The following is a 16,709-nucleotide window of genomic DNA, read 5'->3' as shown; positions in this document are numbered from 1 at the left end:
TCGGGACCGGCCGTGCACTATCGACGAATGGCTTCGCTCACACTGCCGCCGGTCGCGGTGGCCCTCCCCGGAACCGGCTCCGACGCCGACTTCGCGGCACGCGCGTTCACCGACGCGTTGTCGCAGATCGGGGTGCATGTCATTGCCGTCGAACCCGATCCGGCCCGACTCGTCGGAAGCTACCTCGACGCACTGAACTCGGCGGCGCGGCAGCACGGCCGGATCCTGGCCGCAGGCATCTCCATCGGGGCATCCATCGCGCTCGAGTGGGCAACCCAACACCCCGATCGCGCGGCCGGGGTCCTCGCTGCCCTGCCTGCATGGACCGGCAACCCCGCGAACGCGCCCGCAGCGCTGAGCGCCGCCTACACAGCAACCCGGCTGCGCGCCGACGGACTCGACACCGTGACCGCCGAGATGACGGCGTCCTCGCCCGCCTGGCTTGCCGGCGAACTCGAACGCTCGTGGCGGTCCCAATGGCCGCAGCTCCCGCTCGCGCTGGACGAGGCGGCCGGATACCACGCGCCCACGGCCGACGAGATGGCGTGCTGTGAGGTCCCGGTCGGCATCTGCGCGGCCGTCGACGACGCCGTGCATCCCCTCACCGTGTCGCAGGACTGGACGCGGATGCTTCCCCACTCCGTCCTCGGCACCGTCACCCTCGACGAGATCGGGGCCGATCCGTCCGTCCTCGGACGGGTGTCGCTCGATGCGCTGCAGCGGGTCTCCCCCGCCACAGCGCATCGAGTGAGCTGAGTTCCTACGAGTCGCGCTCGATCTGCTGCATCGCCGAACCACTGCCACCCGGGCGCTGCTCGGGTGGCATGGCGTCCTTCGCCTGCTGCGCCTGTACCGCCGCGATCGCCTCCTGACGCTGCGCCTCGGCCTGTGCTGCAGCGGCCTGCTGCTGCGCGAGCACCTGTTGCTGCTGCGCGGCCACGAGCTGGTCGGCGAGCACCTGCGGAAGAACCACCGGCAGCGGCGTGCGCACGGGATGCGGCTCGTCGCCGCGGCGGACCACCGTCTCCCTCAGCACTTCCCGCGCGACCCGTGCCAGGTCCGAATCCACGCCCGCGGTTCCGGCCGGCCCCGCCACGACGCACCGGATCATCCAGCGGTAACCATCCACACCGATGAAGCGGAGATCCGCGTTGGGTGTGACGGCGTGCAGTTCGCGGCCCCACGGCCCACCTTCGACGGAGACCTGCGCGTTGTCACCGCGCAGCGATTCCGCCAGATCCGACGCGACCTCGCGCCACTGCCCGGGAGACTTCGGTGCGGCATACACCGCGACGGTGATGCGGCCGTACTGCGTGACCAGATGGACGGCCTGCGGTGAGCCGTCGGTGGACATCTCGACCTGGATCTGGCCGCCGTCCGGAACCGGAACGAGAACCGACCCGAGGTCGAGGCGCCCCTCCGTCGGCTCCGCGTCCTCGAAGTCGGTCGCGTCGTACGGGCCCCGGTCCTCGGTGCCGAGTGCCGGGAACTCGTCGGTGTCCGTGTTGCTGTCGGCGACGTCGAACTCGACAGGCGTCTCGTCTGCGTCGGTCTTCTTCTTGCGTCCGAACATCACTGCGCCTCTCCCTCGGCCTGCTCCGGCACCACGTGGAGCAGCGCATGTCCGCCGCTCGACCCGTGGCCGCCGGTGCCCCGGCTCGTCTCGTCCAGTTCGTCGACCTCGACGAACGTCACCAGTTCCACGCGCTGCACGAGCAGCTGCGCGATCCGGTCCCCGCGCCGGATCTCGATCGGGGTGTGGAGGTCGTGGTTGATCAGGCAGACCTTGATCTCGCCTCGATATCCGGCGTCGACGGTGCCGGGCGTGTTGACCACGGACAGCCCCGATTTCGCCGCCAGACCCGACCGCGGATGAATCAACCCCACCGTCCCGATCGGCAGCGCGATCGCGATGCCGGTACCGACGAGAGCCCTCTCGCCGGGTTGGAGGGTGACGTCCACGGTGGAGCAGAGGTCGACGCCGGCATCGCCCTCGTGGGCACGTCGGGGCAGTGGTGTCTCGGGGTCGAGGCGCTTCAACTCGACGGCAGGAAGATCGCTCACGTGGACCGAGACTACTCTGAGTGTGTGCCTGTAAAGCCCGGACCTGCGAACCAACCGTCCTCCACCCCCGCGCCACTGGAGATCACGAAGTATTCCGAGCGCCTCCGCGTCCCGCTGTGGTGGTGGGTTGCGGGCCTGGCGATCGCGATCCTGCTCGCCGTCGAGGTGAACATGGGAGCGCCCGGGCTCGTCTCCTGGCTGCCGTACGTGGTACTGATCCCGATCCCCGCATGGGGACTGCTGTGGCTCAGCCGCCTGCAAGTCGAGGTCGTGCCCGGCCCCGGTTCCGGCGAGGGCGAGCTGCGAGTGGGACGCGCACACCTGCCCGTGGACGCGATCGCCCGGGTGGCGGTCGTGCCCGGGTCGGCCAAGTCGGCGGCGCTGGGCAGGCAGCTCGATCCCGCGGCGTTCGTTCAGAACCGGACGTGGATCGGGCCGATGCTGCTGATCGTTCTCGACGATCCCGAGGATCCGACGCCGTACTGGCTGGTGAGCACGCGACACCCGCGCGAACTCGCTGCCGCCCTCGGCTGGCGCATCGACGCGAGCTGAGCTCGGACCCACACAGCCGAAACGCCCGTGGCCGACCCGATCGTTCGGGTCGGCCACGGGCGTTTGCGGGCGCAAGGTCGGTCAGATGCCGACGTCCTCGAACCGCAGCCCACCCGGGTCGGACCCCGTTGGGTCCGACCATGACAGGTCGGCGCGGCCGTCGTTCACTGCGTCAGGCGGCGCAGTCCATGCAAATCATCACGCCGTTCGCGTCGCTGGCGAGTCGGCTCCGGTGGTGAACCAGGAAGCAGCTCGAGCAGGTGAACTCGTCGGCTTGCTTCGGAACCACCCGAACCGACAGTTCCTCGCCGGACAGGTCGGCGCCCGGCAGTTCGAAGGACTCCGCCGTGTCGGACTCGTCGACGTCGACGACCGCGGACTGAGCCTCGTTCCGTCGCGCCTTCAACTCCTCCAGCGAATCCTCCGACACCTCGTCGGACTCCGATCGCCTCGGTGCGTCGTAGTCGGTTGCCATCTCGTCTTCCCCTCGTCCTCTCTCGTCATCTGTCCCCGTCCCCACGCCCTGGTGGGCGTACCACCTGGTGCAGTCCCGCTACACAACGCGCCAGAACGAAAAGTGGTACCGGAAGTTCGTCAGGCGAATTATGATTCGCCTCACATTCTCCTCCGGTAGCGCACCGCAGAGCCTTCGTCCTGTCATCATCAGGCGGCCAGACAATAGCCGAACTACGCGAAAAAGTCGCGGTTCATTTCGCCGTGGCCCGCAAATTGTCGGACAATCGGCACCAACACTCCCGTGGACCCAGACATTCCGGGCCGGCGGCGGCCGGTGTCACCCACCGCCACGGCGCCCCACCGGCGACTCCCGCCCGCGAGGCGCGCAGGGCCCCGTCCGGTGTCGTCCGCACGCCCCCGCGTTCACTACGCTGTGCCAAGCGCAGCAGCAGATCCGCGCCCCCAACGGCTCTCCCCGACCGGGGCCGGCCGGCGCACCCCGAACAGCGAGAGGTCAGGACGCAACGTGGTTTCACTGATCACCGACGGCCGGTCGACGGACCCGAGCGGCAAGCCGTATCCGTACCGCCGTGCACTCCCTGTGATGATCCTCATCACTGTGCTCGCCGTGCTGGGTGCCGTCGTGTGGTTCCGGATCCTCACCAAGCCCGCCGAACTGTCCGCGCCGGTCGTGTGCAACCCGCCGTCGACGTCGGGACCGCTCGAGGCGGGAGACCCGGAACCGCAGCCGCTCGGCGACGTCGTGTCCGCCTCGACGCTCCTCGACGTCGAACCGGCGCCGCTCGCCGCGACCCGGGTCCGCGTGTTCAACGCCAACGGCGAGCGCGGCCAGGCCGCCGACGTCGCGTCACAGCTCAGCGACTACGGGTTCGCGTCTGCACCGGACGTCCAGTCCGGAAACGACCCGGTGTACACCGACCAGAACATGCAGTGCCAGGGACAGATCCGCTTCGGAGCCAACGGTCTCGCCGCGGCCAGCTCGCTGTGGCTGGCCATGCCGTGCGCGGAACTGGTGCAGGACGCGCGCACCGACGACGTCGTCGATCTCGCGCTCGGCACCTACTTCCGCAAGATCCAGCCGAACACCGACGCCGAGGAAGTTCTCGCCGCGCTGAAGACGACCGCTCCCGGCAGCGCGGGCGCCGTCGACATCGACCTGCTCAACGCGGCGCGCACCGCACACTGCTGACGGCCCGCACTCACGCCGGGATCGGATCCAGTGCTCCGATCCCGGCCAGTGTCGCCTCCAGCGCCGCCGCGACACCGGGCGCCGCCGCGACCGTGACGTCACCGTCGGCGCTCGTCGACTCCGGCGACGGCAACATCACCACGGCACCCGCCTCCTCCGCGATCAGCGAGCCGGCGGCCCAGTCCCAGGGGCTCAGCCCGTGCTCGAAGTGCGCGTCGACCCTGCCGGCCGCAACCATGCACAGATCCAGTGCCGCCGAACCGATCCGGCGGATGTCACGGACCTGCGGCAGCAGGGCTGCGATGAGTTCGCCCTGCCGCTGCCGCCGCGCTGGGGCGTAGCCGAATCCGGTGGCGAGCAACGACATCGACACCTCTGTGACGGTCGTGCACCGCAGTGCATGGACCGCTCCGTCGGCCTCGTGCAACGTGGCCCCGTGCCCCCGTGCGGCCGAGTACACCGCTCCCCCGGCCACGTCGACCACCGCGCCCGCGACGGACACGCCGTCGAGTTGCGCCGCCACCGAGATCGCGTACGCGGGAATCCCGTAGAGGAAGTTCACGGTGCCGTCGATCGGGTCGACCACCCACCGGATCCCCTCGGGTCCGCCGTCGCGGCCGCCTTCCTCGCCCAGGACCGCATCTCCGGGTCGCAGGTCGGCGAGCCGGGCACGGATGAGGATCTCGGTTTCGGTGTCGACCACCGTCACCGGGTCGGTCGGTGTGCTCTTGGTGTCGACGGCGCCCGCGCCCGCCTCGGTCTCCCGGACCGCGTGGCCCACCGAGGCGAACACCTGCGGACGTCGAGTCGACGCGTGGGCGGCGGCCTCGACGGCGACCCGGACCGCCACCTCCCGAAGTGTTCGAGGGTCGACCGAACCAGATGTGGAATCGGCGGCGACGTGGTCACGGACAGCGGGGTGATCGTCGAAAAGCGGCACGCCCCATGGTCCCCCACTGCTTCCCGACGCGCAGCGCCGGCAGCCACTATCGTGGCTCGCATGACGGATGCGGCACAGCAGGAGCCGGGCAGCGCCTCAGCAGCCACCCCTCCCGCAAGCGGTAACCATGCACTCGGAATCGACGTCGGAGGCAGCGGCGTCAAGGGTGGCGTCGTGGATCTGGACACCGGGGAGCTGGTCGGCGAGCGGCAGAAGATCCTCACACCGCACCCCTCGACGCCGGACGCGGTCTCCGAGACGGTCCTGGAGATCGTGAACCGGTTCGAATGGGCCGGACCGGTCGGTATCACCCTCCCGGCGGTCGTGACATCCGGCGTCGCCCGGACCGCGGCCAACATCGACCACTCGTGGATCGGAACCGACGCCGCCGAGTTGTTCTCGCGAACCCTCGGCGGACGTCCGGTCTCCGTCCTCAACGACGCGGACGCGGCGGGGATCGCAGAGGACCGGTACGGCGCGGGCAAGGAGGTGGACGGCGTCGTCGTGCTGTTGACGTTCGGCACCGGGATCGGATCGGCGATCCTCAACCGCGGCGTGCTCCTGCCGAACACCGAGTTCGGCCACATGGAGGTCGACGGGAAGGAAGCCGAGCACCGGGCCTCGTCCGCGGTCAAGGAACACAAGGACCTCTCGTACAAGGACTGGGCGAAGGAGGTCTCACGGGTACTCGAACGGTACGAGCAGCTGTTGTGGCCGGACCTGTTCATCGTGGGCGGCGGGATCAGCCGAAAGGGCGACAAGTGGATCCCGCACCTGACGACTCGCACGCCCGTCGTGGCGGCCACTTTGAGGAACACGGCGGGCATCGTCGGGGCCGCTCTCGCGTCCGTGACCAGCATCGGGCGATAGCACCCCGCCGCGATCGTTACAATGGTGAGGCCGACGTCCAAAGCCGGCCGAAATCAATTGACCTCTCCGCCGGAAATCACTCTGGCGTGACGCCGCACGACTCCGTCACGAAAGGGCGTACGTGGCCGCCACTGAAACCAGTCAGACCGCCGACTCTGCTGCCGACACAGGCACTGCTCAGGACTCGGCCGTCGCCGGTACCGCCCCCGTGAAGAAGGCGGCCGCGAAGAAGGCTCCTGCCAAGAAGGCCGCGGCGAAGAAGGCTCCCGCCAAGAAGGCCGCCGCTAAGAAGGCTCCCGCCAAGAAGGCCGCCGTCAAGAAGACCGCGGCGAAGAAGGCGACCGCCAAGGCCGGCGATCCCGATGCCGACGGCCTCGAGGACGACGAAGCCGAACTCGACGGTCCCGAGGGCGAACTGACCGAAGAGGTCGTCGAGGAGATCGTCGTCGAGGACGATGCCGAGACCGAGGAGCCGTCCGAGAAGGACAAGGCGTCCGGCGACTTCGTCTGGGACGAGGAGGAGTCCGAGGCCCTTCGCCAGGCACGTAAGGACGCCGAGCTCACCGCGTCCGCGGACTCGGTTCGCGCCTACCTGAAGCAGATCGGCAAGGTCGCCCTCCTCAACGCCGAGGAGGAGGTCGAACTCGCCAAGCGCATCGAGGCCGGCCTCTACGCGACGCAGTTGATGCAGGAGTTCACCGAGAAGGGCGAGAAGCTGCCGGTCGCGCAGCGGCGCGACCTCAACTGGATCTGCCGTGACGGCAACCGCGCCAAGAACCACCTTCTCGAGGCGAACCTGCGCCTCGTGGTGTCGTTGGCGAAGCGGTACACGGGCCGAGGTATGGCGTTCCTCGACCTCATCCAGGAGGGCAACCTCGGTCTGATCCGTGCAGTCGAGAAGTTCGACTACACGAAGGGCTACAAGTTCTCCACGTACGCCACCTGGTGGATCCGTCAGGCGATCACCCGCGCGATGGCCGACCAGGCCCGCACCATCCGTATCCCGGTGCACATGGTCGAGGTCATCAACAAGCTCGGCCGCATCCAGCGCGAGCTTCTCCAGGATCTGGGCCGCGAGCCCACTCCGGAGGAGCTGGCGAAGGAAATGGACATCACGCCGGAGAAGGTCCTCGAGATCCAGCAGTACGCGCGTGAGCCGATCTCCCTCGACCAGACCATCGGCGACGAGGGCGACAGCCAGCTCGGCGATTTCATCGAGGACTCCGAGGCTGTCGTCGCCGTCGACGCGGTGTCGTTCACGCTGCTGCAGGATCAGCTCCAGTCGGTGCTCGACACGCTGTCCGAGCGTGAAGCGGGCGTCGTGCGACTGCGCTTCGGTCTGACGGACGGTCAGCCCCGCACCCTCGACGAGATCGGTCAGGTGTACGGCGTGACCCGCGAGCGCATCCGCCAGATCGAGTCGAAGACGATGTCGAAGCTGCGCCACCCGTCGCGGTCCCAGGTGCTCCGCGACTACCTGGACTAGCGTCGCGCCGGGAGCCTAGATCTCCCCGATGCCCTCACGAGCGGCCGCCGGATCACCGTCCGGCGGCCGCTCGCGTGTCACCCACTGCATGAACGGTTCGACGACTCGGGCGGCGACCGGACCGAGCACGGCCATGAGCAACACGTAGGCCGTCGCCAGGGCGGCCAGTTCGCCCTCGACCGCGCCGGCGGACACCGCGAGGCCCGCGATCACGATGGAGAACTCGCCACGCGCCACGAGGGCGGCGCCGGCGCGGGCCTGTCCCATCCGCGCGATGCCCTGCCTACGGGCCGCCCAGACACCGGTGGCGACCTTGGTTCCGGCCGTCACCACTGCGAGGACGGCCGCCCACGCCAGAACCGGCGGGATGGTGGCCGGGTCGGTGTTGAGTCCGAACACGACGAAGAACATCGCCGCGAACAGGTCCCGCAGCGGTTCGAGCACCTGGGTGGCGTTGCGTGCGGTCGACCCCGAGATCGCGATACCGAGCAGGAACGCCCCGACGGCCGCGGACACCTGCAGGGCGGAGGCGAAGCCCGCGACGAGCAGGGCGGCGCCGAGAAGCTTGAGCAGGAACACCTCGCGTTCCTTGGCGTCGACGAGGTTGGACACCACGTGCCCGTACCGCAGGGCGACGATCAGCACGAGCACCAACACGGCGAGCGCGATGATCATTGCCCGTAGTCCGCCGACGACCCCGACACCGGCGACGACCGCGGTGAGGATCGGGAGATACACCGCCATCGTCAGGTCCTCGAACACGAGGATCGACAGCACGACAGGCGTTTCCCTGTTGCCCAGGCGTCCCAGGTCGGTGAGCACCTTGGCGACGATGCCGGAGGACGAGATGTAGGTGACGCCGCCCATCACGAGCGCGCCGACCGGACCCCACCCGAGGAACAGTGCGACGACCACACCCGGCAGTGCGTTGAGCACGAGGTCGACGACGCCTGCCATCCACGACTTCCGCAGCCCGGTGACGAGCTCGGATGCCCGGTATTCGAGTCCGAGCAGCAACAGCAGCAGCACGACACCGATCTCGCTGGCGATGTGTCCGAACTCGCTGACGTCACCGAGCGAGATGAAACCGCCCTGCCCGAAGCACAGGCCACCGAGAAGGTAGAGCGGTACCGGCGACATTCCGACCCGACTGGCGAGTCGACCGAGGACACCGAGTACGAAGAAGATCGCGCCCAGTTCGATCAGCGCGAGTGCGGTGCCGCTCACCGATCACCCGTTGTGCAGGATCTTGGCGGCTGCGTCGAGTCCGTCCGAGGTGCCGACGGCGACGAGGAGGTCACCCTCGGTGAGGTTGAAGTCGGGGTTCGGCGACGGGTACACCTGGCCGGCCCGCATCACGGCCACGACCGAGACACCGGTCCGGGTACGCATCGCGGTCTCGCCGAGCGTCCGCCCGTCGTACGGCGATTCTTCGCCGATGGGAAGCTGTCGGGTGGAGATCCCGGGCAGGTCGCGGTGTTCCTCGCGCAGCTGCGACACCAACTGCGGGGCACCGAGCAGGTTCGCCAGGACGGCAGCCTCGTCGTCGGTCAGTCGAACCGATGCCTGACAGGAGTCGGGGTCACCCTTCTTGGACACGATGAGGTCGAGGCCACCGTCACGCAAGGCGACGACACCAACGCGCCGCCCGGTGGTCAGCTCGAAGTCCTTCCGCACCCCGATTCCGGGTAGCGGGGTCACTTCCACGTTCATGTCTCAACGGTAGCGCCGCGGGAGGATTTCGGCCGCGACACCGTCAATTCACGGTGGCGGCGGCGTCCCGAACCACCCGTCGACGCCCGGTCGGTACCGCGTGACGGCCGTGACGGCGGCGGCAGGGAGCGGGCCGTAGAGGTGCGGGAACAGCATCGAATCCGGGTCTGTGGGGACTCCCGGCTCCCAACGGATCTCGGCCCCGAGCTGCGACGAATCCAGGTGGAGCAGGACGAGGTCGGTGTGCCCGGCGAAGAGGCGGTTCGCCGGGAGGTGCACCTGGTCGCGGGTCGACAGATGCACGAATCCGTCGGTGTCGAAGTTGTCGGGGCGCCGACTCCCGGTGGCCCGGCAGCTCTCCCACTCCGCGGCGGTGCACATGTGTACGAGGTTCGAATCCGTCACCCGCGGAGCGTATCCCGCGGACGGGACAGACCAGAAAGAGTGACGCACGTCACCCGTGTCGGATTTCTCCTGTTAGTGAAACCACAAAGAAACACCCTCGGGAACAATGCTCGAACGCCGAACGTCTGACAGAGTGAGTCCACCGCGCCAGACGGCACGGCGGAGCACGCACCAGGCCACCGGGTCACGCCGGCGGCCAGTACGGAGGAGTCATGCCCGAGACACTGACCACCGCCCCGTTGACCGCAGCCGACCGGTGCGACCGGTGTGGTGCAGGAGCCCGCGTTCGCGCGCTCCTCACATCAGGGGGAGAACTCCTGTTCTGCCAGCACCACGCGAACGAGCATTCGGACCGGCTTCGCGCCATGAACGCGACGATCGTGTCCGGTGCCGTCGAGGCAGCGATCTGAGGCGTACAGCCGAACCCCTTCGTACGACAGTGCCCGCACCCATCAGGGTGCGGGCACTGTCGTTGTATCGGGACGGCCGATCGGTCACCACTTGCGCAGTGCGGCGATCCGATCGGTCAGCTGGTCGACGGTGGCGATCGCCGTCGGCGGGCCACCGCAGACGCGGCGCAGTTCGCCGTGGATCCAGCCGTGCGGCTTGCCGGTGCGGTGGTGTGTCATCGCGACGAGACCGTTCAGTTCCTTGCGCAGCTGGGCCAGTTTCGCCGCGGACTCGACCCGCTCGGACGCCGCGGGCGCCGGAACGTGCACCGCGGACTCCTGTGACTTCTTCTCCATCTGACCGGCCTGACGCTCACGCAGCAGCGCACGCATCTGATCGGCGTCGAGCAGTCCGGGCAGTCCCAGGTAGTCGGCCTCCTCGTCGCTGCCCGTGAAGGTCGCCGTGCCGAACGAGGAGCCGTCGTAGATCACCTGGTCGAGTTCGGCGTCCGCGCCGAGCGAGGTGAAGGCCTTCTCCTCCTCGCCCAGCTCGTCCTTCTGCTTGTTGGCGTCGGCCAGCAGGTCGTCGTCGAGGCCGTCCTTCTCGCGGTGCGGCTTGCCGAGGACGTGGTCGCGCTGCACCTCGAGCTGGCTCGCCAGATCCAGGAGCACCGGAACCGACGGCACGAAGACGCTCGCCGTCTCCCCCTTCACGCGGGACCGCACGAAGCGGCCGATCGCCTGCGCGAAGAACAGCGGGGTCGAGGAACTGGTTGCGTACACACCGACCGCGAGGCGCGGAACGTCGACGCCTTCCGACACCATGCGCACGGCGATCATCCACGGTTCGGTGTTGTTGCTGAACTCGGCGATCCGCTTCGAGGCGGTCGGATCGTCGGACAGAACGACGGTCGGGGGCTGCCCGGTGATCGACTCGAGGATCTTCGCGTATGCGCGGGCCACGGTCTGGTCGGTGGCGATCACGAGTCCGCCCGCATCGGGCATCCCACCGGCACGCAACTGTTGCAGTCGGGTGTTCGCGGCGCCGAGGACGGCGGGGATCCAATCGCCGCTCGGGTCGAGCGCGGTGCGCCACGCCCGCGCGGTCTGCTCCGCGGACAGCGGCTCGCCGAGCCGGGCCGCGAACTCCTCGCCCGCGTTGTTCCGCCACCGCGCCTCACCCGAGTACGCAAGGAACACGACCGGGCGGACGACGCCGTCCGCGAGCGCATCGGAGTATCCGTACGCGTGGTCGGCCTTCGACCGCATCAGGCCCTCGCGGTCCGGCTCGTACTGCACGAACGGGATCGCGGAGTCGTCGCTGCGGAACGGGGTTCCGGTGAGTGCGAGGCGCCTCGTCGCGGGGTCGTACGCCTCGCGGATCGCGTCACCCCAGCTCTTGGCGTCACCGCCGTGGTGGATCTCGTCGAGGATCACCAGGGTGCGGCGGTTCTCGGTACGGACCCGGTGCTTCGTCGGGTGCGACGCCACCTGCGCGTACGTGACGACCACGCCGTGGTAATCGGCGGACGTCTGACCGGTCGAGTTCGTGAAGTTGGAGTCGAGCGCGATTCCGAGCCGCGCGGCGGACTCGGCCCACTGGTGCTTGAGGTGTTCCGTCGGCGCGACGACGGTGATCTGATCGACGGTCCGGTCGCCGAGCAACTCGGCCGCAACCCGAAGGGCGAAGGTCGTCTTGCCTGCGCCCGGCGTCGCGACCGCGAGGAAATCCCGCGGTTTGGTCGCCAGGTACTTCGTCAGAGCACGCCGCTGCCAGGCACGGAGGCTGGGTGCGGGTGCGGACGATGCCGATGCTGCGCTCGTCGTGAGCGATTCGGTGTCCCCCATGAGCACTGTCGCGTCCGCTCCTTCTCGATTGCGGGTCGTTCTCGACCGGGACAACTGCCGCACGAGCCTAACCCTCACCACCGACGTTCTCCGCATTCCGCGGCGCGCGTCACCCTCTCCACTACGAGGTGGTGACGAGGACCGTTCCGTGCGGTCCGACGTCACCGGAGGTGTTGTCCGACACGACACCTCCGGTGCGGCCGAGCGACACGCCGTCAGGGATGCTTGAGGAACCATGAGCGAACCGATCGGCGACGAGCACCCGGGTGGCACACCCGCGGCGCCCTCCGATCTGCCCGCCGAACTGCCCACCCACCACGGGGACGCGGAGCAGGAACGCCGTCATCCACTTCGGACCACCTGGTTGGTCGTCAGGCGAACCGCGGTCAAAGCGTGGGGTGACTCGATCTTCGGCAAGTCCGCGACGGCGGCGTTCTGGCAGACCCTGTCTCTGCCGCCTCTGCTGCTCGGGCTTCTCGGCAGCATCGGCTATGTCGGCGGCTGGTTCGGTCCGGATACCGTCGGCATCATCGAGTCGAAGATCATCACGTTCAGCCGGTCCGCGTTCAGCGAGAACGTCGTCGACCAGTTGATCCAGCCGACGCTGACGGACGTGCTCGGCCGCGGCCGGCCGGAGATCATCTCCGCGGGCTTCCTGCTGTCCCTGTGGGCTGGGTCGTCGGCGATCGCCACGTTCGTCGACTCGATCGTCGAGGCGCACGGGCAGAAGGACGCCCGGCACCCGGTGTGGCAGCGGATCTTCGCGCTGCTGCTGTACGTGATGTTCCTGATCGTGGCGGTGTTCGTACTGCCGCTGGTGGCACTGGGTCCGACTCTGGTCGGCCGGGCGATGCCCGAGGCCTGGTACGACGTCGGATCGCAGCTGGTGGACACCTTCTACTATCCGGCGGTCGGCCTGCTGTTGATCGCGGGACTCACGACCCTGTACAAGGTGGCGTTGCCGAAGTCGCTGCCGTGGCACCGACTGCTCGGGGGATCGCTGCTCGCGGGGGTGTTCTTCATGGCGGCCAGCGCGGTGCTACGCCGCTACCTGACGTGGATCACCCAGACCGGATACACCTACGGCGCACTGGCAGCACCGATCGCGTTCCTGCTGTTCACGTTCTTCCTCGGCTTCGCCGTCGTTCTCGGTGCACAGTTCAACGCCACGATCCAGGAGTTCTGGCCGGCACGGGCGACACGAATGGAACAGGTCCGGGAATGGTTGGCGGCACAGACCGCGGCGAACCCGACCGACTCCGGCGCAGTGACCACACTGACGAGGCGTCTCGCATCCGCTCCGATCCGCATCGTGAACCCGGACCGTGGCAGACACGAGACGCCCGACTCCGCGGATGCGGACGCCTGCGAACTACCGACCCACCAGCCGGCCGCGCCGGTCGACCAGGGTCACTCCCCCGGACGAAGCCCCTCGTAGATCTTCTTGCACTCGGGGCACACGGGTGAACCGGGCTTGGCTGACTTCGTCACGGGGAACACCTCGCCGCACAGTGCGACGACATGGGTACCCATCACGGCGCTCTCGGCGATCTTGTTCTTCTTGACGTAGTGGAAGAACTTGGGGGCGTCGTCGTCCGTGGTTTCGTCGGTGGTGGTGTCGGGACGTTCCTTGGTCACAGTGCTCACCAGTCCATGATGACGCATCCGTCGGCGCCCGGCGAGGCCCCGGTCGTGACTCGGGGGCCGACAAGTGGGAGGCTGGACACATGGCTTCGAGTTCACAGCCCTCGCCGCGCGACGGCGACGAGGACTCGCGGAATCCGGTACTGATCACCGACGCGGCGCAGTCGTTCGACGAGCAGCACCGTGCCCGCGTCCGCAAGTACACGATCATGATGGGAATCCGCATCCCGGCGCTCGTGCTGGCCGCGATCGCATACAGCGCCTGGGGCAACGGGTTGATCAGCCTGCTGATCATCGGTGCCTCGATTCCGCTGCCGTGGATCGCGGTTCTGGTGGCGAACGACGCACCGCCGCGCCGGGCCGACGAACCACGACGGTTCGACCACCGCCCTGCGTCGGCCGCGGCGATCGAGTCGGCGAACCACCGCACGATCGACGGCTGACACCGCGACCACCGTGTCGCTGCGCGAGAATGGGCCGCGTGAACCGCGACCTCCTCTCCCTCTGTGGCCCGCTGCGCGAGGCCCTGCACCGCACCGACTACACCGCTGACGCGGTTCTCGCCGCGCTCGGCGACGACGCCCACGCGGCCCTGGGACGAGGTGAGCCGGTTCCGGTGCGACGCGCCACCCGCGACGCCGGCGAGATCGGTGTACTCGTACGACTGTTCCTGCTCGTCGACGACTGCCCGGCAGCCGAGGTCGCGTCCGCGCTCGCCCCGGTCGATCTCGACCACGCGGTGGCGGCAGGACTGCTCGAGCGCGACGGCGACGTCGTTCGGGCCGCGCTGGATCTCCGCCCGATGGACCTCGGTCGCGGAAACGTGTGGGTGGTCTCCGACCTGGACGGCAGCATGCGGCCTCGGGTGACCGCGCCGGACCACGTACTCGGCGTCGGGCACGCCTCGCTGTCGCTGCTGCGCGGTACCCCGACCGCCCCGACGGGCAGCGTCCTCGATGTGGGGACGGGGTGCGGCATCCAGGCACTGCACGCGACCGGGTACGCCGATTCGGTGACCGCGACCGACGTCAACCTCCGCGCGCTCGACCTCTCGGCGGCGACGTTCGCGCTCAACGACGTGACCGCGGACCTGCTCGCAGGATCGTGGTTCGAGCCGGTCGCCGGACGCACCTTCGACCGCGTCGTCGCGAATCCGCCGTTCGTGGTGGGCCGGGCGCGGGTCGAGCACACCTACCGGGACTCCGGCCTCGACCTCGACGGTGCGAGCGAACTGATGATCTCCCGGGCCGTCGACCACCTGAATCCGGGTGGCACGGCGTCGATGCTGGCGTCGTGGGTGCACGTGGCCGACGACGACTGGCGCGCACGGGTGGCGTCGTGGCTGCCGGCGCACGGGGTGGACGCGTGGATCGTCCAGCGAGACGTCGCGGATCCCGCGCTGTACGTCGGGACGTGGATGCGCGACGCCGGTCTCGACCCCCGCGATCCCGCGACGGCCGCCCAGGCCGAGGCGTGGCTGGCGCATTTCGCCGCCAACGAGGTCGAGGGCATCGGTTTCGGGTTCGTGTACCTGCGACGCACCGACGAGCCGTCCGACGTGCTCGCGGAGGATCTGCGGCACGCGTACAGCGATCCGCTGGGCGACGAGGCACTCGGGTACCTGGATCGGGCGGCGTGGTTGCGTGATCGAGACGTGCTGGAGGCACGGTTCGCGCTCGCCCCCTCGACCGCACTCGAACGGGTCTACCTGCCGGGCGAGGAAGGGTGGCGCCAGGTGGTGGCACGGGTGCACCGAGGCGACGGGCCTGCGTGGCAGCACGAGATCGACGACCTCGCCGCCGCGTTGCTCGGTGGAATGCGCGCGGACGGTCTGGCGTTGGGTGAGTTGGTGGAGTTGCTGGCTGCGGCGCACGGCGAGGACGCCGACGCACTGGTGGATGCTTCCGTTCCGCTCGTGCACGGCCTGGTCCGTCACGGACTGCTGGTTCCCGCGACCCGGTGACCGCCCGGTTCCGGGTGCGTGTTCTTCTCAGCAACTTCTCAGGCCGGACCTGCGGAACTCGCAGGTCAGAGCGGATGTGACGCAGGCCGCTCGGGAACTTTGCCGACTCGTGTGGCGTTGAAGCTCATGAGAGAACACCGACGAGGAGGCAAGTCATGACGAGCCCCACCACCACCCGCCGAGCGCGCCCCACCGCCGAGGATCTGGATGCCCAGTCCCCGTCCGCAGACTTGGTCCGTGTCTACCTGAACGGGATCGGGCGGACCGCCCTGCTGACAGCCGCGGACGAGGTCGAACTCGCGAAGCGGATCGAGGCGGGACTGTATGCCGTTCATGTGCTCGAGACCGGCAAGCGACTCAGTGCAACGAAGAAGCGCGACCTCGCGGCGATCGTCCGCGACGGTGAGGCGGCGCGGCGTCACCTCCTGGAGGCGAACCTGCGCCTCGTGGTGTCCCTGGCGAAGCGGTACACCGGCCGCGGAATGCCGCTGCTGGATCTGATCCAGGAAGGCAACCTGGGCCTGATCAGGGCGATGGAGAAGTTCGACTACGCGAAGGGCTTCAAGTTCTCCACCTACGCGACGTGGTGGATCAGGCAGGCCATCACCCGCGGAATGGCTGACCAGTCGCGCACCATCCGCCTGCCCGTCCACCTCGTCGAGCAGGTCAACAAGCTGGCCCGCATCAAGCGGGAGCTCCACCAGCAGCTCGGCCGCGAGGCGACGGACGACGAGCTGGCCGAGGAGTCGGGCATCCCCGCCGCGAAGATCGCGGACCTGCTCGACCACAGCCGCGACCCGGTGAGCCTGGACATGCCGGTCGGTGCCGACGAGGAAGCCCCGCTGGGCGATTTCATCGAGGACTCCGAGGCGACGTCAGCGGAGAGTGCCGTGATCGCCGGTCTGCTGCACAGCGATGTGCGTAGCGTGCTGGCCACGCTCGACGAGCGCGAGCAGCAGGTGATCCGGTTCCGCTACGGCCTCGACGACGGTCAGCCCCGGACGCTCGACCAGATCGGCAAGATCTTCGGGCTCTCGCGTGAGCGGGTCCGGCAGATCGAGCGTGAGGTGATGGGCAAGCTCCGCCAGGGCGAGCGCGCCGACCGTCTCCGCTCCTACGCCAGCTGATCCGACTTTCCACCCAGGGTGAGGGGAACCCCCGACCGGCCT

19 protein-coding genes are annotated in these 16,709 nt (G+C 68.8%); 10 read left to right on the top strand and 9 right to left on the bottom strand.

Going from position 1 to position 16,709, the window contains the following annotated elements; translation table 11 throughout:
* Nucleotides 1–27 precede the first annotated feature (27 nt).
* Entirely contained in the window at nucleotides 28–756 is a 729-nt protein-coding gene (locus FFS72_RS06715; RefSeq protein WP_137873200.1) for an alpha/beta hydrolase, read from the top strand.
* Nucleotides 757–760: 4 nt separating this feature from the next.
* Here FFS72_RS06715 and FFS72_RS06710 read toward each other — a convergent pair whose 3' ends face one another.
* Nucleotides 761–1,573, bottom strand: a complete 813-nt coding sequence (locus FFS72_RS06710) for a DUF3710 domain-containing protein (protein WP_137873199.1) — start codon at nucleotides 1,571–1,573, stop codon at nucleotides 761–763.
* Nucleotides 1,573–2,064, bottom strand: coding sequence for a dUTP diphosphatase (gene dut, locus FFS72_RS06705; protein WP_137873198.1), 492 nt, complete (start codon nucleotides 2,062–2,064; stop codon nucleotides 1,573–1,575). Before dut ends, FFS72_RS06710 begins: the two co-directional genes overlap by 1 nt.
* Nucleotides 2,065–2,139: 75 nt before the next feature.
* On the opposite strand from dut, the gene FFS72_RS06700 reads away from it, so the two are divergent.
* Nucleotides 2,140–2,616, top strand: coding sequence for a DUF3093 domain-containing protein (locus FFS72_RS06700; protein WP_137873262.1), 477 nt, complete (start codon nucleotides 2,140–2,142; stop codon nucleotides 2,614–2,616).
* Nucleotides 2,617–2,788: 172 nt separating this feature from the next.
* On the opposite strand, the gene FFS72_RS06695 is transcribed toward FFS72_RS06700, so the two are convergent.
* Nucleotides 2,789–3,091 (bottom strand): DUF4193 domain-containing protein, encoded by a 303-nt coding sequence (locus FFS72_RS06695; RefSeq protein WP_050066107.1) that lies wholly within the window; start codon nucleotides 3,089–3,091, stop codon nucleotides 2,789–2,791.
* A gap of 507 nt (nucleotides 3,092–3,598) precedes the next feature.
* Here FFS72_RS06695 and cei point away from each other — a divergent pair.
* Nucleotides 3,599–4,282 carry an envelope integrity protein Cei gene (cei, locus tag FFS72_RS06690; protein WP_137873197.1) on the top strand — a complete coding sequence of 228 codons (684 nt, stop codon included), beginning with the start codon at nucleotides 3,599–3,601 and terminating at the stop codon, nucleotides 4,280–4,282.
* A gap of 10 nt (nucleotides 4,283–4,292) precedes the next feature.
* Here the strand turns inward: cei and FFS72_RS06685 are convergent, their stop codons facing one another.
* The gene (locus tag FFS72_RS06685) at nucleotides 4,293–5,222 is read right to left on the bottom strand and encodes an inositol monophosphatase family protein (protein WP_137873196.1); all 930 of its coding nucleotides are present in this window, start codon (nucleotides 5,220–5,222) and stop codon (nucleotides 4,293–4,295) included.
* Between the two features lie 60 nt (nucleotides 5,223–5,282).
* On the opposite strand from FFS72_RS06685, the gene ppgK reads away from it, so the two are divergent.
* Together ppgK and FFS72_RS06675 are read left to right on the top strand one after the other, a co-directional pair.
* Nucleotides 5,283–6,092 carry a polyphosphate--glucose phosphotransferase gene (ppgK, locus tag FFS72_RS06680; protein ID WP_137873195.1) on the top strand — a complete coding sequence of 270 codons (810 nt, stop codon included), beginning with the start codon at nucleotides 5,283–5,285 and terminating at the stop codon, nucleotides 6,090–6,092.
* A gap of 121 nt (nucleotides 6,093–6,213) precedes the next feature.
* Entirely contained in the window at nucleotides 6,214–7,578 is a 1,365-nt protein-coding gene (locus FFS72_RS06675) for an RNA polymerase sigma factor (RefSeq protein WP_050066110.1), read from the top strand.
* Between the two features lie 15 nt (nucleotides 7,579–7,593).
* Here FFS72_RS06675 and FFS72_RS06670 read toward each other — a convergent pair whose 3' ends face one another.
* Genes FFS72_RS06670 through FFS72_RS06660 form a run of 3 tightly spaced genes read right to left on the bottom strand, consistent with a single transcriptional unit; the run spans nucleotide 7,594 to nucleotide 9,672 of the window.
* Nucleotides 7,594–8,805, bottom strand: a complete 1,212-nt coding sequence (locus FFS72_RS06670) for a cation:proton antiporter (protein WP_137873194.1) — start codon at nucleotides 8,803–8,805, stop codon at nucleotides 7,594–7,596.
* Between the two features lie 3 nt (nucleotides 8,806–8,808).
* The gene (locus FFS72_RS06665) at nucleotides 8,809–9,291 is read right to left on the bottom strand and encodes a cation:proton antiporter regulatory subunit (protein WP_050066113.1); all 483 of its coding nucleotides are present in this window, start codon (nucleotides 9,289–9,291) and stop codon (nucleotides 8,809–8,811) included.
* A gap of 48 nt (nucleotides 9,292–9,339) precedes the next feature.
* Nucleotides 9,340–9,672, bottom strand: a complete 333-nt coding sequence (locus FFS72_RS06660; RefSeq protein WP_137873261.1) for a DUF952 domain-containing protein — start codon at nucleotides 9,670–9,672, stop codon at nucleotides 9,340–9,342.
* A gap of 236 nt (nucleotides 9,673–9,908) precedes the next feature.
* Between FFS72_RS06660 and FFS72_RS06655 the strand changes: the two genes are divergently transcribed.
* Complete coding sequence (locus FFS72_RS06655) at nucleotides 9,909–10,106, top strand: DUF7455 domain-containing protein (protein ID WP_050066115.1); 198 nt, start codon at nucleotides 9,909–9,911, stop codon at nucleotides 10,104–10,106.
* A gap of 84 nt (nucleotides 10,107–10,190) precedes the next feature.
* Here FFS72_RS06655 and FFS72_RS06650 read toward each other — a convergent pair whose 3' ends face one another.
* The gene (locus FFS72_RS06650) at nucleotides 10,191–11,933 is read right to left on the bottom strand and encodes a DEAD/DEAH box helicase (protein ID WP_137873260.1); all 1,743 of its coding nucleotides are present in this window, start codon (nucleotides 11,931–11,933) and stop codon (nucleotides 10,191–10,193) included.
* Between the two features lie 235 nt (nucleotides 11,934–12,168).
* Here FFS72_RS06650 and FFS72_RS06645 point away from each other — a divergent pair, with 235 nt between their 5' ends.
* A complete protein-coding gene (locus FFS72_RS06645) occupies nucleotides 12,169–13,371 on the top strand; it encodes a YihY/virulence factor BrkB family protein (RefSeq protein ID WP_137873193.1) in 1,203 nt (400 codons plus the stop codon).
* On the opposite strand, the gene FFS72_RS06640 is transcribed toward FFS72_RS06645, so the two are convergent.
* The gene (locus FFS72_RS06640) at nucleotides 13,344–13,580 is read right to left on the bottom strand and encodes a DUF3039 domain-containing protein (protein WP_050066269.1); all 237 of its coding nucleotides are present in this window, start codon (nucleotides 13,578–13,580) and stop codon (nucleotides 13,344–13,346) included. The two genes, FFS72_RS06645 and FFS72_RS06640, sit on opposite strands and share 28 nt — an antisense overlap.
* Before the next feature lie 80 nt (nucleotides 13,581–13,660).
* Between FFS72_RS06640 and FFS72_RS06635 the strand changes: the two genes are divergently transcribed.
* From FFS72_RS06635 to FFS72_RS06625, 3 genes are all read left to right on the top strand, one after another.
* A complete protein-coding gene (locus FFS72_RS06635; protein WP_137873192.1) occupies nucleotides 13,661–14,020 on the top strand; it encodes a DUF3099 domain-containing protein in 360 nt (119 codons plus the stop codon).
* Between the two features lie 38 nt (nucleotides 14,021–14,058).
* The gene (locus FFS72_RS06630; protein ID WP_137873191.1) at nucleotides 14,059–15,540 is read left to right on the top strand and encodes a DUF7782 domain-containing protein; all 1,482 of its coding nucleotides are present in this window, start codon (nucleotides 14,059–14,061) and stop codon (nucleotides 15,538–15,540) included.
* A gap of 155 nt (nucleotides 15,541–15,695) precedes the next feature.
* The gene (locus tag FFS72_RS06625; protein WP_050066118.1) at nucleotides 15,696–16,667 is read left to right on the top strand and encodes a sigma-70 family RNA polymerase sigma factor; all 972 of its coding nucleotides are present in this window, start codon (nucleotides 15,696–15,698) and stop codon (nucleotides 16,665–16,667) included.
* Nucleotides 16,668–16,709 lie beyond the last annotated feature (42 nt).

The organism is Rhodococcus sp. Q (assembly GCF_005503035.1).
Classification (GTDB): Bacteria; Actinomycetota; Actinomycetes; order Mycobacteriales; family Mycobacteriaceae; genus Rhodococcus_G.
This window is presented reverse-complemented; position numbering and strand designations above follow the sequence as displayed.

Bases quoted from the DNA above. Each gene is read 5' to 3' on its own strand.
- FFS72_RS06715 (WP_137873200.1), top strand. From the start codon at position 28: ATGGCTTCGCTCACACTGCCGCCGGTCGCGGTGGCCCTCCCCGGAACC.
- FFS72_RS06710 (WP_137873199.1), bottom strand. From the start codon at position 1,573: ATGTTCGGACGCAAGAAGAAGACCGACGCAGACGAGACGCCTGTCGAG.
- FFS72_RS06695 (WP_050066107.1), bottom strand. From the start codon at position 3,091: ATGGCAACCGACTACGACGCACCGAGGCGATCGGAGTCCGACGAGGTG.
- ppgK (WP_137873195.1), top strand. From the start codon at position 5,283: ATGACGGATGCGGCACAGCAGGAGCCGGGCAGCGCCTCAGCAGCCACC.
- FFS72_RS06665 (WP_050066113.1), bottom strand. From the start codon at position 9,291: ATGAACGTGGAAGTGACCCCGCTACCCGGAATCGGGGTGCGGAAGGAC.
- FFS72_RS06660 (WP_137873261.1), bottom strand. From the start codon at position 9,672: ATGTGCACCGCCGCGGAGTGGGAGAGCTGCCGGGCCACCGGGAGTCGG.
- FFS72_RS06655 (WP_050066115.1), top strand. From the start codon at position 9,909: ATGCCCGAGACACTGACCACCGCCCCGTTGACCGCAGCCGACCGGTGC.
- FFS72_RS06650 (WP_137873260.1), bottom strand. From the start codon at position 11,933: ATGGGGGACACCGAATCGCTCACGACGAGCGCAGCATCGGCATCGTCC.
- FFS72_RS06645 (WP_137873193.1), top strand. From the start codon at position 12,169: ATGAGCGAACCGATCGGCGACGAGCACCCGGGTGGCACACCCGCGGCG.
- FFS72_RS06635 (WP_137873192.1), top strand. From the start codon at position 13,661: ATGGCTTCGAGTTCACAGCCCTCGCCGCGCGACGGCGACGAGGACTCG.
- FFS72_RS06625 (WP_050066118.1), top strand. From the start codon at position 15,696: ATGACGAGCCCCACCACCACCCGCCGAGCGCGCCCCACCGCCGAGGAT.